This window comes from Psychrobacter sp. Pi2-1 (assembly GCF_904846645.1).
Lineage (GTDB): Bacteria > Pseudomonadota > Gammaproteobacteria > Pseudomonadales > Moraxellaceae > Psychrobacter.
Map to the genome: position 1 here is coordinate 1 of NZ_CAJHBO010000032.1, position 21,041 is coordinate 21,041.

Here is a 21,041-nt window from a genome sequence, read left to right on the forward strand (position 1 = left end):
CTAAGCTGATGGCTTCAAGTTTGAATTCTCGGGTATATTGGTTGCGTTTGTTGGTCATACTAGTTTCCTTTTTTAGGGTAGTATAAACCTCTTATGCACTGTCCAAGTTTATTATGCCACTACAACCCAAATTCGATAATCCCATGGCAAACGATCGCCACTGACGATACGCGCCATATAAAAGATAATATTGGTACAGTTGCTAATCAGTGTATTGTACCAAGCAGGTTTAGCGTTCAAATCATCAGCCGCAGTCAGATAAGATTCAAATAGTGATTTGACTTCATGCTGTTGCAAATTGCTAATAGGAAACAGATAAACCTGCTCGCCGCGCGCATTGCTGCGAGTGTAGATAATATCGCGCTCTTCTGCGGCAATCAGGCTCAGCTCATAACGTCGAAAAAACCCAGCCAGCGCTGAAAAAGACTCACCATTTTCTTTACGAATCTCAAATGAGAAGGCAAGTGGTCTATCATCTTCGAATCGAAAGCTAACCAATGTATGAGCGATTAGCGGACCCATCCAATAAGAATTGGTCACATCAACGCCAGATAATTTAGACAGATCAATCGTACGGGTATCCCAGTGCTCGGTAGCATCCTCTTCAGTTTGCCAATCAAAGTTACGAACATTGGTTAAGGTAACCAAATCAGGGTTGGTCGCATCGCGCTCATAGGAGACTCGCTGGTCGACTTCAGCCATCCATTCTCGATCTTGTTTCGGTTCGATAGAAAAGAACCAACCTAGACCTATGAGCCAAATAGCGCCATATACGCCGATAAGCAGCCTAGTTGCTGTGCCTTTGCTAATTGATTTTTTATTAGACAATGAGTCACTGTGCAATACTTTTGTGACGGCATCCCAATAACGCGTACTTAGCAGCGCAGCTAATATACCTACAATCGCTACTGTCACAAGCCAAGTCAATACTGAGCTGACGCCGTATTGATACCAAATCGCGAGTAATAACCATAGCGCTGATAACAATAACGTAACGGCAATTAAAAAAGTCACAAGACGCTGGCGCCATGTAGGCTTTGGCTGTTTACGTTCTAATGTTTCGCATTTTAAGTCAAGGTTCTCTAAACCACAGCTCTCTAAGCCACGACTGTCTAACTGTCGACTACGCGTATGCGACGAGAGTAAGCGAGAAAAAACGGAACGTAGCGACATAGGGTTTGCTTTGATAAATAAAGGCTTTGACCATAGCAAAGTTTATAACACGCTGACAATACAATTTGAGTGAATTTGTCGTTGAATGTCGGTGAGCCTTGCGATAAAGTGAAGCTAATTTGTACTAGCAAATTTGTTATTCATGCATTAATTAATAACAAACCAGCCGTTTTATTTGCTACTTTTATCCCCATCTAGGCTCTACTTGTTTTTTTATTGAGTATTGTTCGTTTTTCTATTGAATACTATTCTGAATTTTATTAACTAAAGAGGTTAAATCACACCACCATGTCTGACGACACTCCCAGCCCGAGTAGTTGGTCGATGCGCGGCTTAAAACGCTGGCTATCGACCGCCCCCGAAACCCGTGATGAATTGATTCGTCTGGTACAAGACTCGCGCCAGTTTTTAGAGCCTGATACTGTCGATATGTTAGAAGGCGTGCTAGATTTGCCTGCGACACAAGTCCGCGAAATCATGACACCGCGTCCGCAAGTGATTGGTCTGCACGAGAGCACCAGCCTTGCCGAAGTGATGGACATCATTCTTGAGACCACCCACTCGCGCTATCCTGTTTTTGACAGTCAAGATGATGATGCCGTCATCGGTATCTTGTTGGCGAAAGACTTGATTCCGATTCTGGTACATATGGTTCGCAACCAAGAAGACAAAATTGACAGTAAGCGTCTCAGAGACTTGGTGCGCCAGCCGTTATATATCAGTGAGACGGCTCGTTCTGATACCTTGCTACGCTCATTGCAGCGCACCCAAGTACACATGGCGATTGTCGTTGATGAGTTTGGTAACTTCGGTGGTGTGGTCACCATGGAAGATTTGTTAGAAGAAATCGTTGGCGACATCGTCGATGAGCATGATGACTTTGATGAAGACAGCGACATCAATAACATCGTCCCTGATCCAGAAAAGCCAAACACATGGCGTGTCCAAGCGTCTACAGTAATTGAAGACTGTAATGATGAGCTGGGTAGTCGTTTTGACGATACTGATGTCGATACGATGGGCGGTCTGGTCATGCAAGCACTTGGCTTCGTTGGTGATTTAGAAGGCGAGAGCGTCGTGATAGATGATTGGAAAATTACCATTACCGATGTCGAAGGGCGATTTATCCAAAACCTAGAGCTGACCAAAACCAATGCTGAGCAACAGATATTGATAGGCAGTCACTAGCTTGCTTATAGTGTCACGATAGTTGGTCAATGAATAAAACTTGTTAGCAAATTCCATAAAAAACACGATGAAAAATCGTGTTTTTTGCTTTCTGCCTTTTGAACTTTAGAATGAGGTTTTAGCTACGCAAATTTACCCACTTGTAGGTTTTGACTGGTATCATGGGTGAGTTTTACTTGTGGCCCTGCATAAAGCATTGTGCAGTCAGATTTTGCGTGAGTGTTATCTCATCGCTCAGCTGAGAAATTTTAGAAAATATGGTTTTGGATAACTGCTATGCGTCTGTCTACTGTTGATTTGCAAAAACGTCTGAACCCCGATAAGCCAAAAGGTTTACATATGGGGTTGACGGTACTAATAGCTTGGCTGGCAGGGGCCGCTTTTATACTCGCGCTCGCGCCTTATGGTATTTGGCCAGTTGCCTTGGTATCGCCTGCCATCTTATATGCGTTATTGGTACCAGCGATGACAGGTCGCCGCGCCTTTCTAATTGGTCAAGCCTACGGTACGGGACTGTGGTGTGTTGGCGCATTTTGGCTATATACCTCGATACACGTTTATGGCGATACACCCGCATGGCTTGCGCTGATTATGATTGCGCTCATGGGTTTAGGCATGGGACTATTCCACGGCTTTTTGGCGCTAATTTTTAATCGTGTGGTCGGCAAGCAGCCTTTATCTTTTGCCGCCCTGTGGATACTCCAAGAGTGGATGAAAACGTGGCTATTTACTGGCTTTCCTTGGCTATTCGTCGGTTATGCGTTTACTGAGCAGTATTGGCTGTCTTCGCTCGCGCCTGTGGCTGGCGTCTTTGCGGTTTCTTTCGTAGCGGTATTATTGGCTGCCAGTATCGTTGAGCTATTGCGTCGCCGCGGTGGCTATATGATTCCATCGATAGCCTTGCTAATCATTAGTAGCACGCTTTGGTTGATCAATCCGCAGTGGACCAAACCAAAAGGAACCCCTGATTTATCAGTATCTTTGATTCAGGGTAATATCCCGCAAGACCTAAAATGGCTCACCGAGTATCAGATTGAGACGCTAAAAATCTATGCAACGTTGACCCGTGACGAGTGGGGGCGTGACATCGTGCTGTGGCCTGAATCGTCGATTCCTATGTTTCAGACAGAGGCTGTGGGTTTTATCAGTGAAATGGTTGCGATGGCCAAAGAGACTGACACGACATGGGTGACAGGTATTCCCTATAAGGATGAAGCGGCGTTTGATGCCAGTACAGATAAATATCCTCCGTTCTACAATAGCGTGGTAGCGCTAGGAGCACAGGCAGAAGGCCTGTATAAGAAGCAACGTCTGGTGCCATTTGGGGAATATATTCCATTCCAAGGCGTGCTTGATATTCTGCCAAATCTAGCAGGTAGCCAAGACATTATGAGCTATAGTCGCGGCAGTGATCAGCAGTCGCCGCTGCGTGTTCGAGGGCACAACCTAGGCGCAGCCATCTGTTACGAAGTGGCCTATCCAGACACTACGCGCAAAAATGCGATTGGCACGGACTTCTTATTGACCATCTCAAACGATGCTTGGTTTGGTACGTCAGCAGGCCCATTACAGCATTTACAAATGGTACAGATGCGCGCGCTAGAAAACGGTCGCTGGTTTATGCGAGCGACCAACACGGGGGTGACAGCTATTATTGACCACAAAGGTCGTATCGTAGAGCGTGCACCGCAGTTTGAACGTACTGTATTGCGCGGTGATATTCAGGCACGAGTTGGCAACACGCCGTTTATGCGCTTTGGTCAGTATCCTATGTTGTTTATCATGACACTGCTGCTGATACTCAGCTATTTGGGTAAACGTACTAAGTCTCCAGTACGTTTGGTTAAGTAATATTATTAAGTAAGATGTGTCGATAGCGAATAATAGATAACTGATTAAGTGGTTAGCTGTCACAAGTGCCAAAAACAGATGTTAAAATTGTGGATAATAAACCCTTTAAATACTTAAGGGTTTTCACAAATCAGTATAAATTGCGATATAATAGGTCAATATTTCAAATATTTTGTGCAAGGTGGATAAGGTATGTCAGAAGGTATCGTTAATAACAATCCAAAAAAAGAGCTGTTATTCGCTTTAGGTGGCATTGCCATGTTCTTAGGTATTGTCTTACTTATTGGTGTTTCTGCATTTTTGCGTCCAGCAGGCGAGCATATCACTGCTGAGACAACTGAAGCATCAGCTGCTGCAGATGAAGCGGGAGCTACTGCTACTGAAGAAGCAGCGGCTCCAACCGATGCAGAAGCTGCAACAACAGCAGAAGCGTCAGATGCTACAGCGCCTGAAACTGCAGCAGATGCAACACCAGCGGCAGATGCAGATAGTGCAGTCGTTACTGCGGAAGCAGGTACAGCGACTGCCTCTGGCACTGTAAACCAAGCCGCTGTTGCTGATGCTGATTTGACAGCTGAGCAAGCGGATGGTGACTTAGAGGCTGGTGAAGCTACTGAAGAGACCGCAGCACAGTAAGCTGTAGTATGACTGTGTAAATGATCTAAAATAGTGCTACTTAATTATAAAATGAGTCTTATTATGAAGTCTCTATCAACAGTGCTATAAGCATAATGATACAGTTCTAAATAGTCATAAAAAGAGTCCGTTCTCAACCATTGAGAGCGGGCTTTTTTTTATGAGTATTTGTGTAATTTTTGACCAACTTTTTCTTTACTTGATTATAACCAAGTGAAACAATGTTCCGCCTATATGACCGTCCATCTGGATAATCAGGGGTTTGGTCATTACAAATATGATCTTTAAAGGAATAAAGTTATGGGCACAGAAACAAAATCGGGGGCTAGTGCAGCAGAGCTAGAAGCACTAGACAATGGCTTTATGGGACATCCTGCGCCCTTACGCTCATTGTTTTTTACCGAAATGTGGGAGCGATTCTCCTATTATAGTATTCGTCCACTATTGGTTTTATTTATGGTGGCAACAGTGAGCAGTGGCGGTTTTGGCTTTAGTGAAGTCACCGCTTCTGCTATTTATGGTATTTTCGCTGGTTCGTTATACTTAGCAGCAGTACCAGGTGGCTGGTTAGCAGATAACTGGCTAGGTCAAGAGCGTGCGCTGTGGTGGGGTAGTATCATTATTGCCCTTGGTCACTTGTGTATCGCGCTTTCAGCGATGTTTGGTATGACGCTTTTCTTCGTTGGTTTAATCTGTATTGTCTTGGGCTCAGGGTTATTTAAGACCTGTATCTCAGTGATGGTTGGTGCCTTGTATCCTAAAGGCGACTCTCGCCGTGATGGCGGTTTCACCTTATTTTATATGGGGATCAATATCGGTGCGTTATTAGCGGCACTTATCGTCGGCGTATTCAAAGAAAAAGGCATGTGGCATGTCGGCTTTGGCGTTGGTGGTTTGGGTATGTTGGTCTCATTACTGATTTATCGTTTTGTCGCGCAAAAGAACTTAACACGTTATGCATGTGCCAAAGGTATCTCAGCCGAGTGGGAAAAATCTAACGACCATTATAAAAACATCGGTCGCTGGGTTGGTGGTTTTGTCGCCTTGCTAGTAGCCGCAGTGCTATTAGTGTCTACCGGCATGATATCGTTCAATCCTGAGATGGTTGCAGAGTATATGACGTATATCATTGCTGCGGTCGTCATCTTGTATTTCGCTATTATGTTTATCTCACCACGATTGGATAAGACAGACAAACTACGCTTGTTAATTTGCTTTGTTTTAATCATTGGCTCGACGCTGTTCTGGTCAAGCTTTGAGCAGCAGCCAACGTCTTTTAACTTATTTGCCGATCGTTATACCGACCTGAACGTTTTAGGGTTTGAGATACCAAGTATTTGGTTCCAGTCATTGAACCCACTATTTATTTTAATATTGGCTCCTATCATTAGTATTGTTTGGGTCAAGCTTGGTAACCGCGGTCTTGAGCCTAGCAGTATGGCTAAGTTTGCACTCGGTATGCTACTCGCAGCGGCAGGTTTTGCCTTGATGATTTTCGCCTCAAAAAGCATTTTAGCGCCTGGTGCTGGCTTGGCATCGCCGCTATGGTTGGTAGGTAGTTTATTATTATTGACGCTAGGTGAGTTAGCATTAAGCCCAGTTGGGTTGTCTGCCATGACTAAGCTAGCGCCAGAGGGTATGCAAGGGCAAATGATGGGGCTGTTCTTCGCTTCTATCGCTATGGGTAACTTGGTTGCCGCCTTCTTCGGTGGGCATGTATCAGCTGATAAAATCGAAGGCTTACCAGGTCTATTTACCACCATGACCATCTTCTTGGTAGTTACCGCTGTACTATTATTGATACTAGCAAAACCTATTAATAAGATGCTTAAAGAAAGCGAGCGTGAGAAACAATTGGCCAAGCAATAAGATAATCTGATGTACATTTGTGATTAACAACAGCACAAGTGACATATGATGAGACGTGTTACCATTACTGGTAGCACGTTTTATTGTTTTAGTTGGTGAGATATTTGGCACGAGCTATTGAAAGCTTACTATCTGCCCAAACATCTAATGATAGCTCACCATAAACAGCAGTACAGCGTTTTATAAGCCTATATTAATTCAATTTTTTATTCTCAATAAATAGAAGTAATTACCCAAACAAACATAATTAGATAGCTAAATAAGTAGACTGTTTGCTTGAATAATTGCTATCGATAATAAATATCTTATTAAAACTAAAGCGGTATCAACAACTCAAACAAGACGACTATTAGAACAAGACGATTGTAAATAATCGCTCCATCATCATATTTTTATAATTTCTATAAGGACACATTCAATGAATAAACAAGCCATTCACGAACGTATTGCTAACTTACGCAGCACCTTAGCCGCGCAAGATCTCACCGCAATCATCGTACCGTCTGCTGATCCACATTTATCTGAATATCTACCAGAATACTGGCAAGCACGCTTATGGCTGTCAGGGTTTACCGGTTCTGTCGGCACGCTTGTTGTGACTGCTGATTTTGCAGGTCTATGGACGGATAGCCGTTATTGGGTACATGCTGCCGACCAGTTAGAAGGCACAGGTATTACTTTAGAAAAGCTTGCGCCAGGTCAGCCAAATCATATCGACTGGCTAGCCGATCATTTGCAAGAAGGGGATAGCGTAGCAGTAGACGGCAACGTACTATCTATCGCCGAGCAAGATCGCCTGCTAAATGCTTTTGATGCCAATGATATTACTTTGATCACTGAGCGTGATGTGCTGACAGAAATTTGGACAGATCGTCCAGCACTACCAGCGGCCAAATTATATACTCATGATGAGCAGTTCCTTGCTCAGTCAGCCACCTCAAAGCTTGCTGATGTGCGTGCAGGCATGGCAGAAGCAGGTGCGACCCATCATCTGCTTTCAAGCTTAGATGACATCGCTTGGTTGACGAACTTGCGCGGCGCAGATGTTGATTATAATCCGGTATTCTTGTCACATATGTTGATTGACGCAGACAAAGCAACGTTGTTTGTTGATACTGATAAAGTAAGCGAAGATATTGCACAGAGTCTAAAAGACAGTGGTATCACATTGGCTGACTATTCTGCTGTGCAAGAGGCATTGAGCGCATTAACGCCAGACGATTTACTACTGTTAGATCCGAGCAAAGTTGCAGTAGGTACACTCTTAAAAATGGCAGACGATGTTGGCTTTATTGAGCAAATGGCGCCTAGTACGCTACTCAAATCAGTGAAGGCTGACTCAGATATCGAACATGTGCGTGAAGCGATGCGTCAAGATGGCGCCGCTTTGGCTGAGTTTTTTGCCACGTTTGAGCAGCGTCTAGCAAACGGTGAGCGTCTAAGTGAGCTGGATGTTGATAGTATGCTGATTGATGTGCGTAGTCGTCAGCCGCATTATGTCTCGCCAAGTTTCCCGACCATCGCAGGCTTTAATGAAAACGGTGCGTTGCCACATTACCGCGCCACGCCAGAAAAATTCAGCTACCTTGATGTGGCCGAGGGCGCAGGCGGATTGCTACTGATTGACTCAGGCGCACAGTACCAAAATGGCACAACGGATATCACACGCGTGGTTGGCATCGGACAAATAACCGCTGAGCACAAGCGCGACTTTACCACCGTACTCAAAGCACACATTGCGCTAGCTCGTGCTCATTTCCCTGATGGTATTGCCTCACCATTGATTGACGCAATTTGCCGTGCGCCATTGTGGCAAGCGCAAATGGATTATGGTCATGGTACGGGTCACGGCGTTGGTTATTTCTTAAACGTACATGAAGGCCCACAGGTCATCGCTTATAGTGCCAGCACGCCAAAAGAGCGTGCGATGAAAGTCGGTATGATTTCTAGTAATGAGCCAGGTCTATACCGTGAAGGAAAATGGGGTATCCGTATCGAGAACTTGGTAGTAAATACGCCAGTTGCTAAGCCTACTGAGACAGAGTTTGGTGATTTCTTGAACTTTGAGACCATCACTTACTGCCCAATCGATACGCGTCTGATTGAGCCGTCACTGTTGGATCAAACTGAGATTGATTGGTTAAATGATTATCATAGTCAAGTCTTCGCAGAGCTAAAAGATCGTGTTGAAGGTGCAGCGCTTGAATGGCTGACTGAACGTACTAAAGCCATTTAATACCAAGCTCAAAACATTAACTAAAAGTATTAAAAAGCCCCGTAAATTATTTACGGGGCTTTTTAATGTTTGTGCTGCAGAGCTTTTTAGAAAATAGAGATTGTTGCCGTTAGTGAATATTTTTCTTAGCCGCGTTTTCAGTAGTAGCTGACGTATTTTGCTCACTGAAATGCTGAGTCATCTCAGCACGTAGCCAAGATTTCAGATTTTCAGACATGAGCATCATTTGCTCACTGAGATAGTCATCGACCTGTGTTTCTAGCTCGCGGATTAGCTGTTGATGTGTCGCATCTAGCTTCGCGTCTTTCAATACCAAATTAATCGCGGCACTGGCTTTGTTATTAATATCTTTAATGTGGTTATTACTAAGCGCATGTGCCTGTTCGCTAATGGTTTTGTTATCAGCATTTTTATTATCGTTAGCATTGCCTTCAGTATTTACGACTTCTGATGCGTCTTTTTCAGTCTTTGCACTAGAATTATCAGTAACAGCGATATCTGCCACGACTTTATCTGTGTTTGATTTAGCTACGTCGGTAGCAGCTATTTCTTTGTCGTTGTCTACCTCTAACGCTGCCTGCTCATTTTTTTCTTGTTCTTTTCGAGTTGCTTCTGCCTTACGTGTGGTTTCTTCTTTTTGCTTCTGTTCGTCTTCTAGTTTTTGTTTTGCAGCTGCTGCGTCTTCTTGTTCTTGTTTGTCCGTGATTGCTTTCGCAATGGCTTGCTCAGCATTGTAGTTGTCATATAGCTCGTCTACATACGCATCTAAGTCATGGGTATTAAAAGTAAAGTCTTCAAATGAGGTGTCAGATTGCAGCAGGGTAGTGATGTCTTTTAGTTCTTGGGTAATCGCTGCGCGTACTGGCTCAGGTGCACACGTCCAGCGTTGATAAAACTGATGGGAAAATGAGTAGCTTGACATGGTATCTTCCATAAATGTTCCAAAAATTACCCCTTATCATACGCAAGTACGATAAGGGGCTGCAAGTGGACAAACGTAGCCAATCTGACACCAACGTTACAACGCATTCATTACCATGCGCTGCGCTGTAGATAGATGGCTGTTATTGATTGACAGGCCAGCGAGCAAATACCAAGGAGCCATTGGTACCACCAAAGCCGAAGCTGTTGGATACTGCATACTGCAAGTTATCAACTTTGCGCGATTTATTAGCTACATAATCAAGGTTACAGTTGTCCTCGACATCATCTAGATTGATCGTAGGTGGTACATGCTGATGCTGTAGCGCAAGTACTGTAAAGATAGCTTCAACTCCACCAGCAGCACCAAGTAAGTGACCGGTCATCGATTTGGTTGAGCTAACTAAGATACTGTCTTTCACAGGAGAGAACACAGTTTCGATAGCAATAGACTCAGCAACATCACCAGCAGGGGTACTAGTACCATGAGCGTTGACATAACCGACGCTTGATGACTCGATACCAGCATCGTTTAGCGCATTTTGCATCGCTCTTGCCGCACCGCTACCGTCTTCTGGTGGTGCAGTAATATGACTGGCGTCATCGCTCATGCCAAACCCGACCAGCTCTGCCAATATCGTTGCACCGCGCGCTTTGGCGTGAGCAAGGCTTTCTAAGACGACCATGCCAGAACCGTCACCCAGTACAAAACCGTCACGGCCTTTATCAAACGGACGTGATGCTTTGGTTGGCTCATCGTTACGCGTGGAGAGGGCATGCATGGCACTAAAACCCGCTATACCAAGTGGGCTTGAGCCTTTTTCACTACCGCCAGCCAACATCACATCGGCATCACCGTAGGCGATCAAACGCGCAGCAAGGCCGATAGCGTGAGTTGCGGTAGTACAGGCCGTTGATGTCGCAAGATTTGGACCTTTTAAGTTGTGTTTAATCGCGACCAACCCTGCTGCCATATTGACAATAGATCCTGGGATAATGAAAGGTGATACTTTGGCTGCGCCTTTTTCACGTAGGGTATCGCGACTGTTTTCGATAGTTTGGATACCACCAATACCTGAACCCAATATAATACCAAAGCGATCTTGGTCAACCCCTTGTACAGGTGCATCAGCAGCACTGACTTCATCGATAAACCCTGCATTCTTCAATGCCATAGAAGACGCTGCAATCCCGTAATGTATAAAATCATCATAGCGGCGCGCATCTTTGGCGCTCATGTACTGCTTGGCATCGAAATCTTTGATCACACCTGCGATTTGCGCGCGGTAGCCAGTCGCATCAAAATGGTTGATCGGTGAGATACCGCTGTCGCCATTGAGCAATTTGGTCCATGAGCTATCCACGTCTAGACCAAGCGGCGTAATGGCACCCATACCAGTCACCACCACACGCGTATCATCAGAGCGCTCGTAATGAGGCGGTTTTTGACGCGATTTGTATACAGGAGCTGCGGTCATATTATTTGTGTCATCATTGGTGGCTTGGTCGATAGGTGAAGTGCTGTGTTGGCTCATGCGATATGTCCTATACTTACGGGTCCTAAGAGGATGGCGTTTTTAAAGTTATTATAAAACACATTGGTGCACGTATGTAAACTAAAATCTAACTGGTCAGGCAAAGCAAACTTGCCCCAATACCACGCCTTTATTGGCACCAGTTACAGCAGGTAAATTACCCGTTTCGCCCATCAGTGTTTGTCGGGCTAACCATGCAAAAGCGACTGACTCTACCCATGTTGGTGCCAGCCCTAAATGATCTGTGGTCATCACTGTAGAGTAGGGTAGATGGGCTTGCAGACGCGTCATCAAATAGTCATTTAATGCACCGCCACCGCAGACATACACTGAGCTATTTTTATCAGTAGTTATAAAATTATTGATCTGCGCGCTTGCACTGATGGCAGTTAGCTCAGTCAAAGTGGCTTGTACATCTGCAGATGAGTAGCGGGTATAGACAGAAGCCTGATCGAATGTTTGTAGCTCATCTTGTAGCCAAGCTAAGTTGAAATCTTCGCGGCCCGTACTTTTGGGATGAGACTGAGCAAAGAATGGATGTGCCAAAAATTGCTGTAATAGCGGTTCAATGATGACTCCAGACTGTGCCCAAGCACCGCTCGCATCATAGCTATTATCAGTATGCAATGCTGTCCACGCATCCAATAGCAAGTTTGCAGGTCCCGTATCGTAGCCAACAACCTGATCTTTTCCATCAGCAGGCAAGACGGTTATATTGGCAATACCGCCCAAATTTAATATTACGCGTGTGTCATCAGATGCGCCAAACAGTGCTTGGTGGAAGGCAGGAACCAATGGCGCACCTTGACCACCGACGGCCATATCACGGCGACGAAAATCACTGACGACGCTAATACCTGTACGCTCAGCGATAATATTGGCATCGACCAATTGCAAGCTAAAACCCATCTGCGGGCGATGGCGTACTGTTTGCCCATGACAGCCAATCGCCAGTATTGATTCAGCATCGATATTTGCTTGCTGTAATAGCGTATTGACTACTTCGCTGGCAAATTCCGCATATTCGCGACTTGCCCAGCCGAACCAGTCAAGCTCGCTGTTTGGTTCATCGGCCTCTGGTACGAGTTGATTCACACCATTAGGTTGACACAATGCCAATAGGACCTCACGCAATCGTGGCGGAAACTCTTGACTATACGTCGCAAGCAACTGCATCGGCGGTTGGGTGTTATCTTTATTACTGATATTTTCTGTATCGCCCATATCATGATGAAACTGACAAATAACAGCGTCCATACCATCCAAGCTGGTGCCCGACATCATGCCGATATATAAGCCATCATCAAAGCTTTCAAACACGGTTTGCTCAAGGGCATCGGTCAGTGTGGCGTAACGATCACCAATATCATTACCTTTCTTATCATTAAAATCATTATATTTTTTTATCATTTAAATACTCAAGTTATTATCTCATGTGAAAGTCGTTTAAATCTTTTTTAGGTGCTATCAGGTATTGGAAATAAACATACTCCGACAATTATTTTATAGCTTTCATAAAGAAAGTGTATTTTATAGATTGTTTAGCCTTCGTTAAAAAGGTATAATAATGCCAAGTGGATTGGGGGTTCCCGGTCGGCGTCTAAGCTTCTGGGGGTTCCTGGAGGCTTTTCGCTTTTCTAGAAATGGGTTTTTTAGAAATAATATTTTTGGGGATAATTTTCAATCCATATCCTTCATAGTCTTGTCCTAGACAGTCTCGACCTCCACGACACATGAATTTTTCTCTTAATATGCCAAAAGCTCTATTGTTTTGAGCAGGTCTAAGATAATTTATCCCTACTGGTCGTGCGACCAAATCTGCAAATTGTAAGCCCGTAGAGTTTGCTTGCTTATCTACAAATACAATATCAAATGGTAATGGAACATTTTTACGATTATTTCCATCAATCATTCTTCTAAATTCAAGCTCTAGAGCCTTGTCTTCTTTTTTACCTCTACATTCAACTAGAATATGTGTTTTGCGTTCAAGTTGATTTTTTTCATGCAAAAAATCATATAATCCTTCTAGACAAAAGCCCAATGCTAAGTGGTAAGGGTTGTTTTCTTCTCTCAAGATATCAGAGTTTTGTAGTTTAATTTTGTCTATTACACAAGCTACCAGTATGAAATTGCTACTTTGCATAATCTGCGATAAATCATCTAAAAACAATTTGTTAAGACTTTGATTATTCAATAAGGTAAAGGCATTTTTTTTCTTTCGAATTTCGTGTTCATGTAGAACGATTAAGTCATGACCAAAGTTATTAAATTTGAACTTCTCGATAGCTGGTACGATTTTTTCAGCATAATGGCGCTTATGAAATATTCCAAATGCTAAAACAAAAACTGGATAGTCTGGATCGATACTCTCTAGGCTATGATCCCCACTTTCGTCAACATAAACTATGTAATCACTAAAAGCTGCTTGATCTATATCTGGTCGCGACTCTGATTTAAATGATTGGAAATCATTGTCATTAGCGAACTCAAACAGAGGCAGTTGTCGTAGTGCTTCATTAGAGGGGTTGGTCATGGCAATTTACCTTAAAAAACGCTAATATATCCGTCAAATTCTAGCATTTTTTCCAACCTTTTGAGGTTCTAAACTTCCTAAGGTGTTGAGCCAGTAACCGTCATTCATAAAAATCCCAATTAAAGTGATATATAGAGAGCATCATGACCAATCAAACTTACACCCTAGAAGAACAACTGGCCCTTATTCAGCGCGGTACGCAAGAGATATTGTCTGAAGATGACTTAGTGGCTAAGCTAAAGCTCAATCGTCCACTACGTATCAAGGCTGGCTTTGATCCTACCGCCCCTGATCTGCATTTAGGTCACACAGTATTGATCAATAAGCTTAAGCATTTTCAAGATTTGGGTCATGAGATTTATTTTCTAATCGGTGACTATACCGCCAAGATTGGTGACCCTTCTGGCAAAAACAGCACGCGTCCACCATTGACTGATGAGCAAATCAAAGCCAATGCCACGACCTACGCTGAGCAAGTATTCAAAATCTTGGACAAAGAAAAAACTCGCGTGGTCTTTAACTCTGAGTGGTTCAATGACATGAGCGCTGCTGACATGATTCAGCTTGCCAGTCAGCAAACCGTCTCGCGTATGCTTGAGCGTGATGACTTCTCTAAACGCTATGCATCACAAACGCCCATTTCAATCCATGAGTTTCTTTATCCGTTAGTACAAGGCTACGATTCTATTGCACTTAAAGCCGATGTTGAGCTTGGCGGTACCGATCAGACCTTTAACTTGCTAATGGGTCGCACATTGCAAGGACGCTACGGCCAAGAACCACAAGTTTGTATCACTGTGCCAATCTTAGAAGGGCTAGATGGTGTCAACAAAATGTCTAAATCACTGGGCAACTATGTCGCGATCTATGATGCACCAGGTACCATGTATCAAAAAATCCTGTCGATGCCGGACACACTGATCCATCGTTACTTTGAATTTTTAAGCTTTAAGCCGATGGAAGAGGTGGAAAGCTTGATGGCAGACATGGAAGGTGGCCGTAACCCACAAGAAATCAAACGTATCTTAGCCGAAGAGTTAATCGAACGTTTCCATGATGCTGATGCCGCTGCTAATGCGCACAAATCTGCTGGTAACGTTTTAGCAGATGGCGAGCTACCAGTCGACTTGCCAGAAATTATGTTGGATCTAGAAGGGCAAGATGCGTTGTTTATCACTCAAATCCTGAACCAAGCCAAGCTCGCTAAAAACAACTCAGCGGCCAAAGATATGGTAAAACGTGGCGCGGTCAAAGTAGATGGCGAAGTCGTTGATGGTGGCTTTAGTCTAACCTCAGGTCAGACGGTTGTTATTCAAGCAGGCAAAAAGGCTTATGCAAAAGTGACGGTTGCTTAAGCGCTTGCTCACATCAATAATGGCTTGAGGAGAGATAAATGCTAGAACAGGTTACCTTATCGAGTAATGATATTACCCTTGAGCCATTAACGCTCGCTCATGCCACTGACTTGATTAAAGCTTGCCAAGATGGTGAATTGTGGAAAATAAACGTGACATCTGTACCTGAGCCAGACAAGGTCATTGACTATATCAATGTCGCAGATTCAATGCTTGATAGACAAGCTTTTGCCGTCATTGATGAGCATACTGGCAAAGCGATTGGGTCAACAAGCTTCCATGACATTTTGCCGACTACTAAAAGATTAGAGATTGGCTATACTTGGTATGCCAAATCTTACTGGCGCACGCACGTCAACACGACTTGTAAACTGATGCTGCTCACTTATATATTTGAAACGCTAGAATATCAGACCGTAGGATGGCGTACAGATATTGACAATCATCGCTCGCAACAAGCCATCGAGCGCTTAGGTGCTAAAAAAGACGGTGTGATTCGTGGCAATCGAGTACGCCGTGACGGCGTTATTTCAGATACAGTCATGTACAGCGTCGTTAGCTCTGAATGGGTAGATATAAAACCCAAGCTTGTAGCGAAAGTACAAAGCGTTTATTAATCTTTTAACTATTAATATAAATGAGTGGTTTATGTCTCAACAAAGTCAAAACACGGTAGCCCAAGGCATTTACCGCCATTATAAAGGCAGCCTGTATCAAGTATTGCATGTGGCGCAGCATTCAGAAACTGAGGAATCGCTAGTGGTATATCGTTGCTTATATGGTGAATACGGCGTGTGGGTACGTCCGCTTGCGATGTTTGCTGAAACGGTTACGGTCGATGGTAAGGAAATTCCACGATTTGAATTAATCAAAGCGTTAGCGGATTAATTTTCTGCAAACTGAAATAACAACTCATTGAACAAAGAAAAAGCGACTTTCAAAGTCGCTTTTTTTACGTCTGCTAAAACTAATGACTTCTTAGAAATTGCTTTAAGACATTATAAAATGCCACAGGTGCATCCATCGGTACAGCATGACCTGATGTTGGCAAAATAATACTGTGTGCATTGGGCAGCAGAGTGGTCAAACGCTGTTGCCATTCTGCATTATACAATTGCGAGCGCGCACCAATCAGTAAGGTAGTCGGAATATTGACTGTTGGCAAAACATCTCGGTAATCGTAGGGCAGCGCAACATAAGCTGATAGGCAGCGCAGTTTGTGTTGCCAAGTCGCGTGCTCCATTAGTGAGATTTTGTGCGGTGCCCGATAACTGAGGGCTTTTACCAATAATTGCGAAGGTTTGCTACTGACAGAGAGCAGAGAAAAAGAGCGTTCCATGTCTAATAAATTTACTTTTAATCGATAGGGCAGATGACGGAAGTCAACCACTTGTTCGGCTTGTAGATAAGGAGCAGTGTCGGTAATCAACCGTGTAAATTGCGCAAACAATTCGGTTTGTTGGGTACCAAATACACCGCCACCTTGCCAGTCTGGCTGATTATGAATAATCGGTGCTTGGTCAATATTCAGATAGTGACTCACGCGCTGAGTGCCAAAGTGCTGAAAATACGCCCACATTACCAATGCTCCCATCGATATCGCGGCAACAGGAAAAGCCTCAAAGCCGGTTTCTTCGCTCACGTATACAAACACATCTTGGGTATCTTGTGCATATTGCTCAATAAAATCAAACGTTGGCAACGTTAGATTACTGGCCAAACCAAACCCTCTAAAATGCGGCAAGTAAAAACAGTAATTCTGAATGAGCGGTAAAATAAATGGCAAAAACTGCCTCGCATCCATACCGAAAGCGTGCATTAATAGGACAGGTTTACCTTTGCCAATGACAGAGACGGGCAGCAGCGTTCCATCAGCTGTTTGGACAGTAATGGTCTTTAGCTGATAGGGAGTAGGAAAGGGTATGAGGTCTTTTTTCATAGAATGATATCTCTTTGATTTTTCAAGCTGTCTCGGTCAACTTAGCTAAAAAAGTATGGCGGTAGAGTACACCGCTACAAAATAGTTATACCGCGAATAAAAGACTGCTATATTAAAGCTGTCGCCTGACCATAGCATAGAATTTGGCTAAGGGTAAAAGTTAACAGTGAGACGATAACAGTGATATGTAGGGGCTGGAAATTATCGTTGAGGATACAAGTGCATGAGTAGATCAACATTACCATTACTCGATAGTAGCCTATATCCACAAGTATGGCAGCAGCAGACATTTACCAGTCCGAAGGCGCTTTTACTATCGATGTTGTCTGCTACTTTGAGTAGGGATATCACAATTGATGCCAGTGCTTTTACCAAGCAGTTATTAGCAGACGATGTTTATCAGGAATGGATTAATACTACGGTGTTCGGGCGTTATTTACATCGTAACTTCACCGCGTTTTATCAGCAGACAGAAGACAGTTTTAATACAGATATGCCCGCATTGTTCCGACAAGAATTAGTACGCCATGCGCAGTATTTACCGCTCAATCAGGTATTATTTTTTGCAGGAGATATGCCCAAAAGTGTACGACAGACGAAGACGTTAACCACGACGGTGAACCCGGCAACGACAATAATAAATGCTCAGAAAATGTCTCAGAATCTGTCCAAAAAGCTGACCGTGAATAATTCAAAGTTAATTATTAATCAGATAACCATCACGGGTAAGCAAGTTTTAGGGTTTGCGATACGACATAACAAGCGTACTAGCGAACGTCTGCGTAACGAAGTGCTGATTTTAGACTTTCAGGATTTGCGTTTGGTCAATGAGCAAGCTATTGAAGACATAAAAAAAAGCAATATAGATGACTCTATATTGCTTCGATCTTATGAGATGCGCTAACAGGTTCGGTGTTGATAAGTGTTATATTGATAATCAACATTGACACTAAAACTAGTCGAGCAGTTAATATTAATCTTGCTTGGCAATCGTCAGTCCATTATAGGTCTGGGCGACTGGCATTACTTCTAGGCGGTTGACGTTAATATGAGCAGGCGACTCAATCAACCATAACAAAATATCACCAATATCTTCACCTGTCATAGTTTTAAAGCCATCATACACCTTGGCAGCTTTGTCATCGTCGCCGTGATAGCGCACGTTTGAAAACTCAGTGCCAGCCACATTACCAGGTTCAAGGTTGGTCACGCGTACTTGAGTACCAATCAGATCCGCTCGCAAGTTTAAACTGAACTGTTTTACAAATGCTTTAGTTGCGCCGTAAACGTTACCACCAAAGTAAGGCCAGCTACCAGCAATTGAACCGACATTGATAATATAACCATTATCGCGCGCGACCATCGCTGGCAAGACCGCATGGGTCAACGCCATCAAGCCTTTAATATTGGTATCAGTCATACGCATCCAGTCATCAAGACTGGCCTTGTGAGCAGGCTCTGTACCTAGTGCCAATCCTGCATTATTGACTAAGACATCGATTTGTTTAAAATCATCAGGCAAGTCAGCAATGATGTGAGGGATAGACGCTGTATCGCTCACATCCATAACCACAGGTAAAAAAGCCTCACCTAAAGTTTCTGCCAAAGCATTCAGTTTATCAAGGCGTCTGGCGCAACCAATCACGCGATGGCCGTTAGCAACCAAACGTTCTGCCAACGCTTTACCAAAACCCGTGCTCGCTCCTGTAATCAATACGTTCATGATCTGTCCTTATTATTGATGTTGTCTGCTGTTGCCATAATTTTGATGACGGCTTTACTTACCCTAATGCGACTTATCTATTTGATAACTGCTTACCAAAAATCTTATCACCAGCATCGCCTAGACCTGGGATGATGTAACCGTGCTCATCCAAATGGCTGTCTAATGCAGCGGTATAGATAGTCACGTCAGGATGCGCTTCATTTACCAAGCGTACGCCTTCAGGTGCAGCCACTAATACCAATGCTTTAATGTTAGTACAGCCGTTTTTCTTTAGCATCTCAATAGTCGCAACCATTGAGCCGCCCGTGGCTAGCATTGGATCGATGATTAGCGCAGGACGCTTGTCCATGTGGCTAACAAATTTTTCAAAGAAAGGGACTGGCTGCAACGTTTCTTCATCACGTTGTAGACCGACCACAGAAATCTTAGCAGTAGGGATCAAGTCGAGCACCCCATCAAGCATGCCGATACCTGCGCGTAAAATCGGTACGATCGTCGCCGTCTTACCGATGATTTGCTCACCAGTAATTTCGCCACACCAGCCTTCCATTGGAAAAGTTTCAATTTCAAAATCACGGCTCGCTTCATAAGCCATCAAGCGTGCAAGCTCTTTGGTCAATGTACGAAATTTATAAGTACTACAGTCTTTTTCGCGCATGAGGCTGAGTTTATGACGGACTAGTGGATGATCGATTACCGTAATTTTTAAATCGCTGTTTAAGTCACTCATAAGTACTCTCTTGGTTTCTTGTCTGATGCTTGCGCAGTTACTGCGGTTGCTATTAGTATAAAAGATACAAACACTTACCGCACTTTAACCATATCTTCAGTTCATAAATAGTAAAGTTAAACCCTTCACAATCAAGCTAATTAACTACTTTACGACAGTGCTCATTTATCGCAATGACGATATTTGCGTTCACAGCTGCTATCAAAGCCTAAGCAATTCAGGCTAAGTAAAATGATATCGCGCTGTCTTAAGTCAACCGATTGAACCGACTAAGTTTGACTATACAACATGATTATAAGTGAGGTAGTGTTTAGACTTGCTATGATACCAAAAAAACCGCTTTTCTGATGAAGAATATCATGACTATAAAAATACCAAGCACTCAAAAAACCACTGATACTAAACTGACATCATTTGATGACAAAGCCACAGAGCTTGAAACCCATCCTTTTGAACCTGTCTTACCGCCCAATGCCACGGTCATGATGATGGGTACTTTTCCACCGACTGCTGATAAATGGGCAATGAGCTTTCATTATCCCAATTTTTATAATGATATGTGGCGGATATATGGTCGAGTATTTTTTAACGATGCTGACTACTTTAGAATAGGCGATGAAAAACGCTTTGACCCTGAGCGCATTCGAGATTTTATGTTTGAACGTGGCATTGCGTCTTGTCCGACAGTAAAGCAGGCGATCCGTGAGACGGGTAATGCTTCGGATAAAAATCTAACAGTAGTCACACCTGTTGATTTAGAGGTTATCTTGCCGCAAGTGCCGAAGGTAGCGTCATTGTTTACGACAGGAGGTAAGGCGACCGAAGTACTGCTCGGATTACTAGATGAGCCAATTGCTAAATCAAAGTATCCGAAAACCAATCAAAGTATGGATTACCCTTATCAATGGCAGAATGCGAATAATAAAAAAACGGATGTTAATGACTTAACCTTATATAGATTACCGTCAACCTCACGTGCCTATCCATTATCGTTGGATAAGAAAGTCGCGGCTTATAAGGCGTTCTTTGAGAGGGTAGGTAAGTTGTAATATAAAAGATAATTCTTTATAGATGGATGTTAGAAATAGAGAAGCTTATGCAGTCAGTAAAACCCAATAACATATCTAACAGGTCTATCGTTCAGAGCGCATCTCCAACTACCCATCAATTATCTCAAATCATATAAATATATAACCCATTGAAAGAATTACCATTTTCATATTCTACTAAAATAAGATTAAAAACATTAATAAAACAGGTTGACACAAAAATTAAACCCTCTATAATACGCCCTCATCAGACGGACTAGCGGCAACTGATATGTAAATTACATATTAATAACGCGGTTA

18 protein-coding genes are annotated in these 21,041 nt (G+C 43.4%); 10 read left to right on the forward strand and 8 right to left on the reverse strand.

All coding sequences use genetic code 11. The annotated features are described in order from the left end of the window. Positions 1 to 111: 111 nt before the first annotated feature. Positions 112 to 1,173, reverse strand: coding sequence for a DUF4105 domain-containing protein (locus JMX91_RS12780; RefSeq protein WP_201549519.1), 1,062 nt, complete (start codon positions 1,171 to 1,173; stop codon positions 112 to 114). Positions 1,174 to 1,461: 288 nt separating this feature from the next. Between JMX91_RS12780 and JMX91_RS12785 the strand changes: the two genes are divergently transcribed. From JMX91_RS12785 to JMX91_RS12805, 5 genes are all read left to right on the forward strand, one after another. Further along, positions 1,462 to 2,361 carry a CBS domain-containing protein gene (locus tag JMX91_RS12785; protein WP_057761902.1) on the forward strand — a complete coding sequence of 300 codons (900 nt, stop codon included), beginning with the start codon at positions 1,462 to 1,464 and terminating at the stop codon, positions 2,359 to 2,361. Between the two features lie 276 nt (positions 2,362 to 2,637). After that, positions 2,638 to 4,212, forward strand: coding sequence for an apolipoprotein N-acyltransferase (lnt, locus tag JMX91_RS12790; RefSeq protein ID WP_201549521.1), 1,575 nt, complete (start codon positions 2,638 to 2,640; stop codon positions 4,210 to 4,212). A 192-nt stretch (positions 4,213 to 4,404) separates the two neighbouring features. After that, entirely contained in the window at positions 4,405 to 4,848 is a 444-nt protein-coding gene (locus tag JMX91_RS12795; protein WP_201549523.1) for a hypothetical protein, read from the forward strand. A gap of 300 nt (positions 4,849 to 5,148) precedes the next feature. Next, positions 5,149 to 6,717 carry a peptide MFS transporter gene (locus tag JMX91_RS12800; RefSeq protein ID WP_201549524.1) on the forward strand — a complete coding sequence of 523 codons (1,569 nt, stop codon included), beginning with the start codon at positions 5,149 to 5,151 and terminating at the stop codon, positions 6,715 to 6,717. A gap of 418 nt (positions 6,718 to 7,135) precedes the next feature. Next, on the forward strand, positions 7,136 to 8,953 hold the full coding sequence (locus JMX91_RS12805; protein WP_201549526.1) for an aminopeptidase P family protein: 1,818 nt from the start codon (positions 7,136 to 7,138) through the stop codon (positions 8,951 to 8,953). 109 nt (positions 8,954 to 9,062) lie between these two features. Here the strand turns inward: JMX91_RS12805 and JMX91_RS12810 are convergent, their stop codons facing one another. The 4 genes from JMX91_RS12810 to JMX91_RS12825 form a co-directional block, all read right to left on the reverse strand. Beyond that, positions 9,063 to 9,887 (reverse strand): hypothetical protein, encoded by an 825-nt coding sequence (locus JMX91_RS12810; RefSeq protein WP_201549528.1) that lies wholly within the window; start codon positions 9,885 to 9,887, stop codon positions 9,063 to 9,065. A gap of 130 nt (positions 9,888 to 10,017) precedes the next feature. Continuing rightward, complete coding sequence (fabF, locus tag JMX91_RS12815; RefSeq protein ID WP_227679422.1) at positions 10,018 to 11,352, reverse strand: beta-ketoacyl-ACP synthase II; 1,335 nt, start codon at positions 11,350 to 11,352, stop codon at positions 10,018 to 10,020. 153 nt (positions 11,353 to 11,505) lie between these two features. Then, a complete protein-coding gene (locus JMX91_RS12820; RefSeq protein ID WP_201549530.1) occupies positions 11,506 to 12,819 on the reverse strand; it encodes an anhydro-N-acetylmuramic acid kinase in 1,314 nt (437 codons plus the stop codon). A gap of 190 nt (positions 12,820 to 13,009) precedes the next feature. After that, positions 13,010 to 13,942 carry a DUF3800 domain-containing protein gene (locus tag JMX91_RS12825; RefSeq protein ID WP_201549531.1) on the reverse strand — a complete coding sequence of 311 codons (933 nt, stop codon included), beginning with the start codon at positions 13,940 to 13,942 and terminating at the stop codon, positions 13,010 to 13,012. Positions 13,943 to 14,085: 143 nt separating this feature from the next. Between JMX91_RS12825 and tyrS the strand changes: the two genes are divergently transcribed. Genes tyrS through JMX91_RS12840 form a run of 3 tightly spaced genes read left to right on the forward strand, consistent with a single transcriptional unit; the run spans position 14,086 to position 16,185 of the window. Next, positions 14,086 to 15,297 (forward strand): tyrosine--tRNA ligase, encoded by a 1,212-nt coding sequence (gene tyrS, locus JMX91_RS12830; protein WP_201549532.1) that lies wholly within the window; start codon positions 14,086 to 14,088, stop codon positions 15,295 to 15,297. 38 nt (positions 15,298 to 15,335) lie between these two features. Next, complete coding sequence (locus JMX91_RS12835; RefSeq protein WP_201549533.1) at positions 15,336 to 15,914, forward strand: GNAT family N-acetyltransferase; 579 nt, start codon at positions 15,336 to 15,338, stop codon at positions 15,912 to 15,914. A 31-nt stretch (positions 15,915 to 15,945) separates the two neighbouring features. Then, positions 15,946 to 16,185, forward strand: a complete 240-nt coding sequence (locus tag JMX91_RS12840; protein ID WP_201549534.1) for a DUF1653 domain-containing protein — start codon at positions 15,946 to 15,948, stop codon at positions 16,183 to 16,185. Between the two features lie 79 nt (positions 16,186 to 16,264). Here the strand turns inward: JMX91_RS12840 and JMX91_RS12845 are convergent, their stop codons facing one another. Continuing rightward, entirely contained in the window at positions 16,265 to 17,236 is a 972-nt protein-coding gene (locus JMX91_RS12845) for an alpha/beta fold hydrolase (protein WP_201549535.1), read from the reverse strand. A gap of 223 nt (positions 17,237 to 17,459) precedes the next feature. On the opposite strand from JMX91_RS12845, the gene JMX91_RS12850 reads away from it, so the two are divergent. Next, complete coding sequence (locus tag JMX91_RS12850) at positions 17,460 to 18,140, forward strand: hypothetical protein (protein WP_201549536.1); 681 nt, start codon at positions 17,460 to 17,462, stop codon at positions 18,138 to 18,140. Positions 18,141 to 18,209: 69 nt separating this feature from the next. Here the strand turns inward: JMX91_RS12850 and JMX91_RS12855 are convergent, their stop codons facing one another. After that, the gene (locus JMX91_RS12855; protein WP_201549538.1) at positions 18,210 to 18,959 is read right to left on the reverse strand and encodes an SDR family NAD(P)-dependent oxidoreductase; all 750 of its coding nucleotides are present in this window, start codon (positions 18,957 to 18,959) and stop codon (positions 18,210 to 18,212) included. Positions 18,960 to 19,032: 73 nt separating this feature from the next. Next, a complete protein-coding gene (gene upp / locus JMX91_RS12860; protein ID WP_057761878.1) occupies positions 19,033 to 19,692 on the reverse strand; it encodes a uracil phosphoribosyltransferase in 660 nt (219 codons plus the stop codon). 482 nt (positions 19,693 to 20,174) lie between these two features. Here upp and JMX91_RS12865 point away from each other — a divergent pair, with 482 nt between their 5' ends. Beyond that, positions 20,175 to 20,741: a DNA glycosylase gene (locus JMX91_RS12865; RefSeq protein ID WP_413786798.1), complete on the forward strand. Its 567-nt coding sequence runs from the start codon at positions 20,175 to 20,177 to the stop codon at positions 20,739 to 20,741. Positions 20,742 to 21,041: the final 300 nt, after the last annotated feature.

What these genes read in the sequence shown, in the direction of transcription:
- JMX91_RS12780 (WP_201549519.1), bottom strand. Translation starts at nt 1,173, where the DNA reads ATGTCGCTACGTTCCGTTTTTTCTCGCTTACTCTCGTCGCATACGCGT.
- JMX91_RS12785 (WP_057761902.1), top strand. Translation starts at nt 1,462, where the DNA reads ATGTCTGACGACACTCCCAGCCCGAGTAGTTGGTCGATGCGCGGCTTA.
- lnt (WP_201549521.1), top strand. Translation starts at nt 2,638, where the DNA reads ATGCGTCTGTCTACTGTTGATTTGCAAAAACGTCTGAACCCCGATAAG.
- JMX91_RS12795 (WP_201549523.1), top strand. Translation starts at nt 4,405, where the DNA reads ATGTCAGAAGGTATCGTTAATAACAATCCAAAAAAAGAGCTGTTATTC.
- JMX91_RS12800 (WP_201549524.1), top strand. Translation starts at nt 5,149, where the DNA reads ATGGGCACAGAAACAAAATCGGGGGCTAGTGCAGCAGAGCTAGAAGCA.
- JMX91_RS12805 (WP_201549526.1), top strand. Translation starts at nt 7,136, where the DNA reads ATGAATAAACAAGCCATTCACGAACGTATTGCTAACTTACGCAGCACC.
- JMX91_RS12810 (WP_201549528.1), bottom strand. Translation starts at nt 9,887, where the DNA reads ATGGAAGATACCATGTCAAGCTACTCATTTTCCCATCAGTTTTATCAA.
- fabF (WP_227679422.1), bottom strand. Translation starts at nt 11,352, where the DNA reads ATGACCGCAGCTCCTGTATACAAATCGCGTCAAAAACCGCCTCATTAC.
- JMX91_RS12820 (WP_201549530.1), bottom strand. Translation starts at nt 12,819, where the DNA reads ATGATAAAAAAATATAATGATTTTAATGATAAGAAAGGTAATGATATT.
- JMX91_RS12825 (WP_201549531.1), bottom strand. Translation starts at nt 13,942, where the DNA reads ATGACCAACCCCTCTAATGAAGCACTACGACAACTGCCTCTGTTTGAG.
- tyrS (WP_201549532.1), top strand. Translation starts at nt 14,086, where the DNA reads ATGACCAATCAAACTTACACCCTAGAAGAACAACTGGCCCTTATTCAG.
- JMX91_RS12835 (WP_201549533.1), top strand. Translation starts at nt 15,336, where the DNA reads ATGCTAGAACAGGTTACCTTATCGAGTAATGATATTACCCTTGAGCCA.
- JMX91_RS12840 (WP_201549534.1), top strand. Translation starts at nt 15,946, where the DNA reads ATGTCTCAACAAAGTCAAAACACGGTAGCCCAAGGCATTTACCGCCAT.
- JMX91_RS12845 (WP_201549535.1), bottom strand. Translation starts at nt 17,236, where the DNA reads ATGAAAAAAGACCTCATACCCTTTCCTACTCCCTATCAGCTAAAGACC.
- JMX91_RS12850 (WP_201549536.1), top strand. Translation starts at nt 17,460, where the DNA reads ATGAGTAGATCAACATTACCATTACTCGATAGTAGCCTATATCCACAA.
- JMX91_RS12855 (WP_201549538.1), bottom strand. Translation starts at nt 18,959, where the DNA reads ATGAACGTATTGATTACAGGAGCGAGCACGGGTTTTGGTAAAGCGTTG.
- upp (WP_057761878.1), bottom strand. Translation starts at nt 19,692, where the DNA reads ATGAGTGACTTAAACAGCGATTTAAAAATTACGGTAATCGATCATCCA.
- JMX91_RS12865 (WP_413786798.1), top strand. Translation starts at nt 20,175, where the DNA reads ATGATGATGGGTACTTTTCCACCGACTGCTGATAAATGGGCAATGAGC.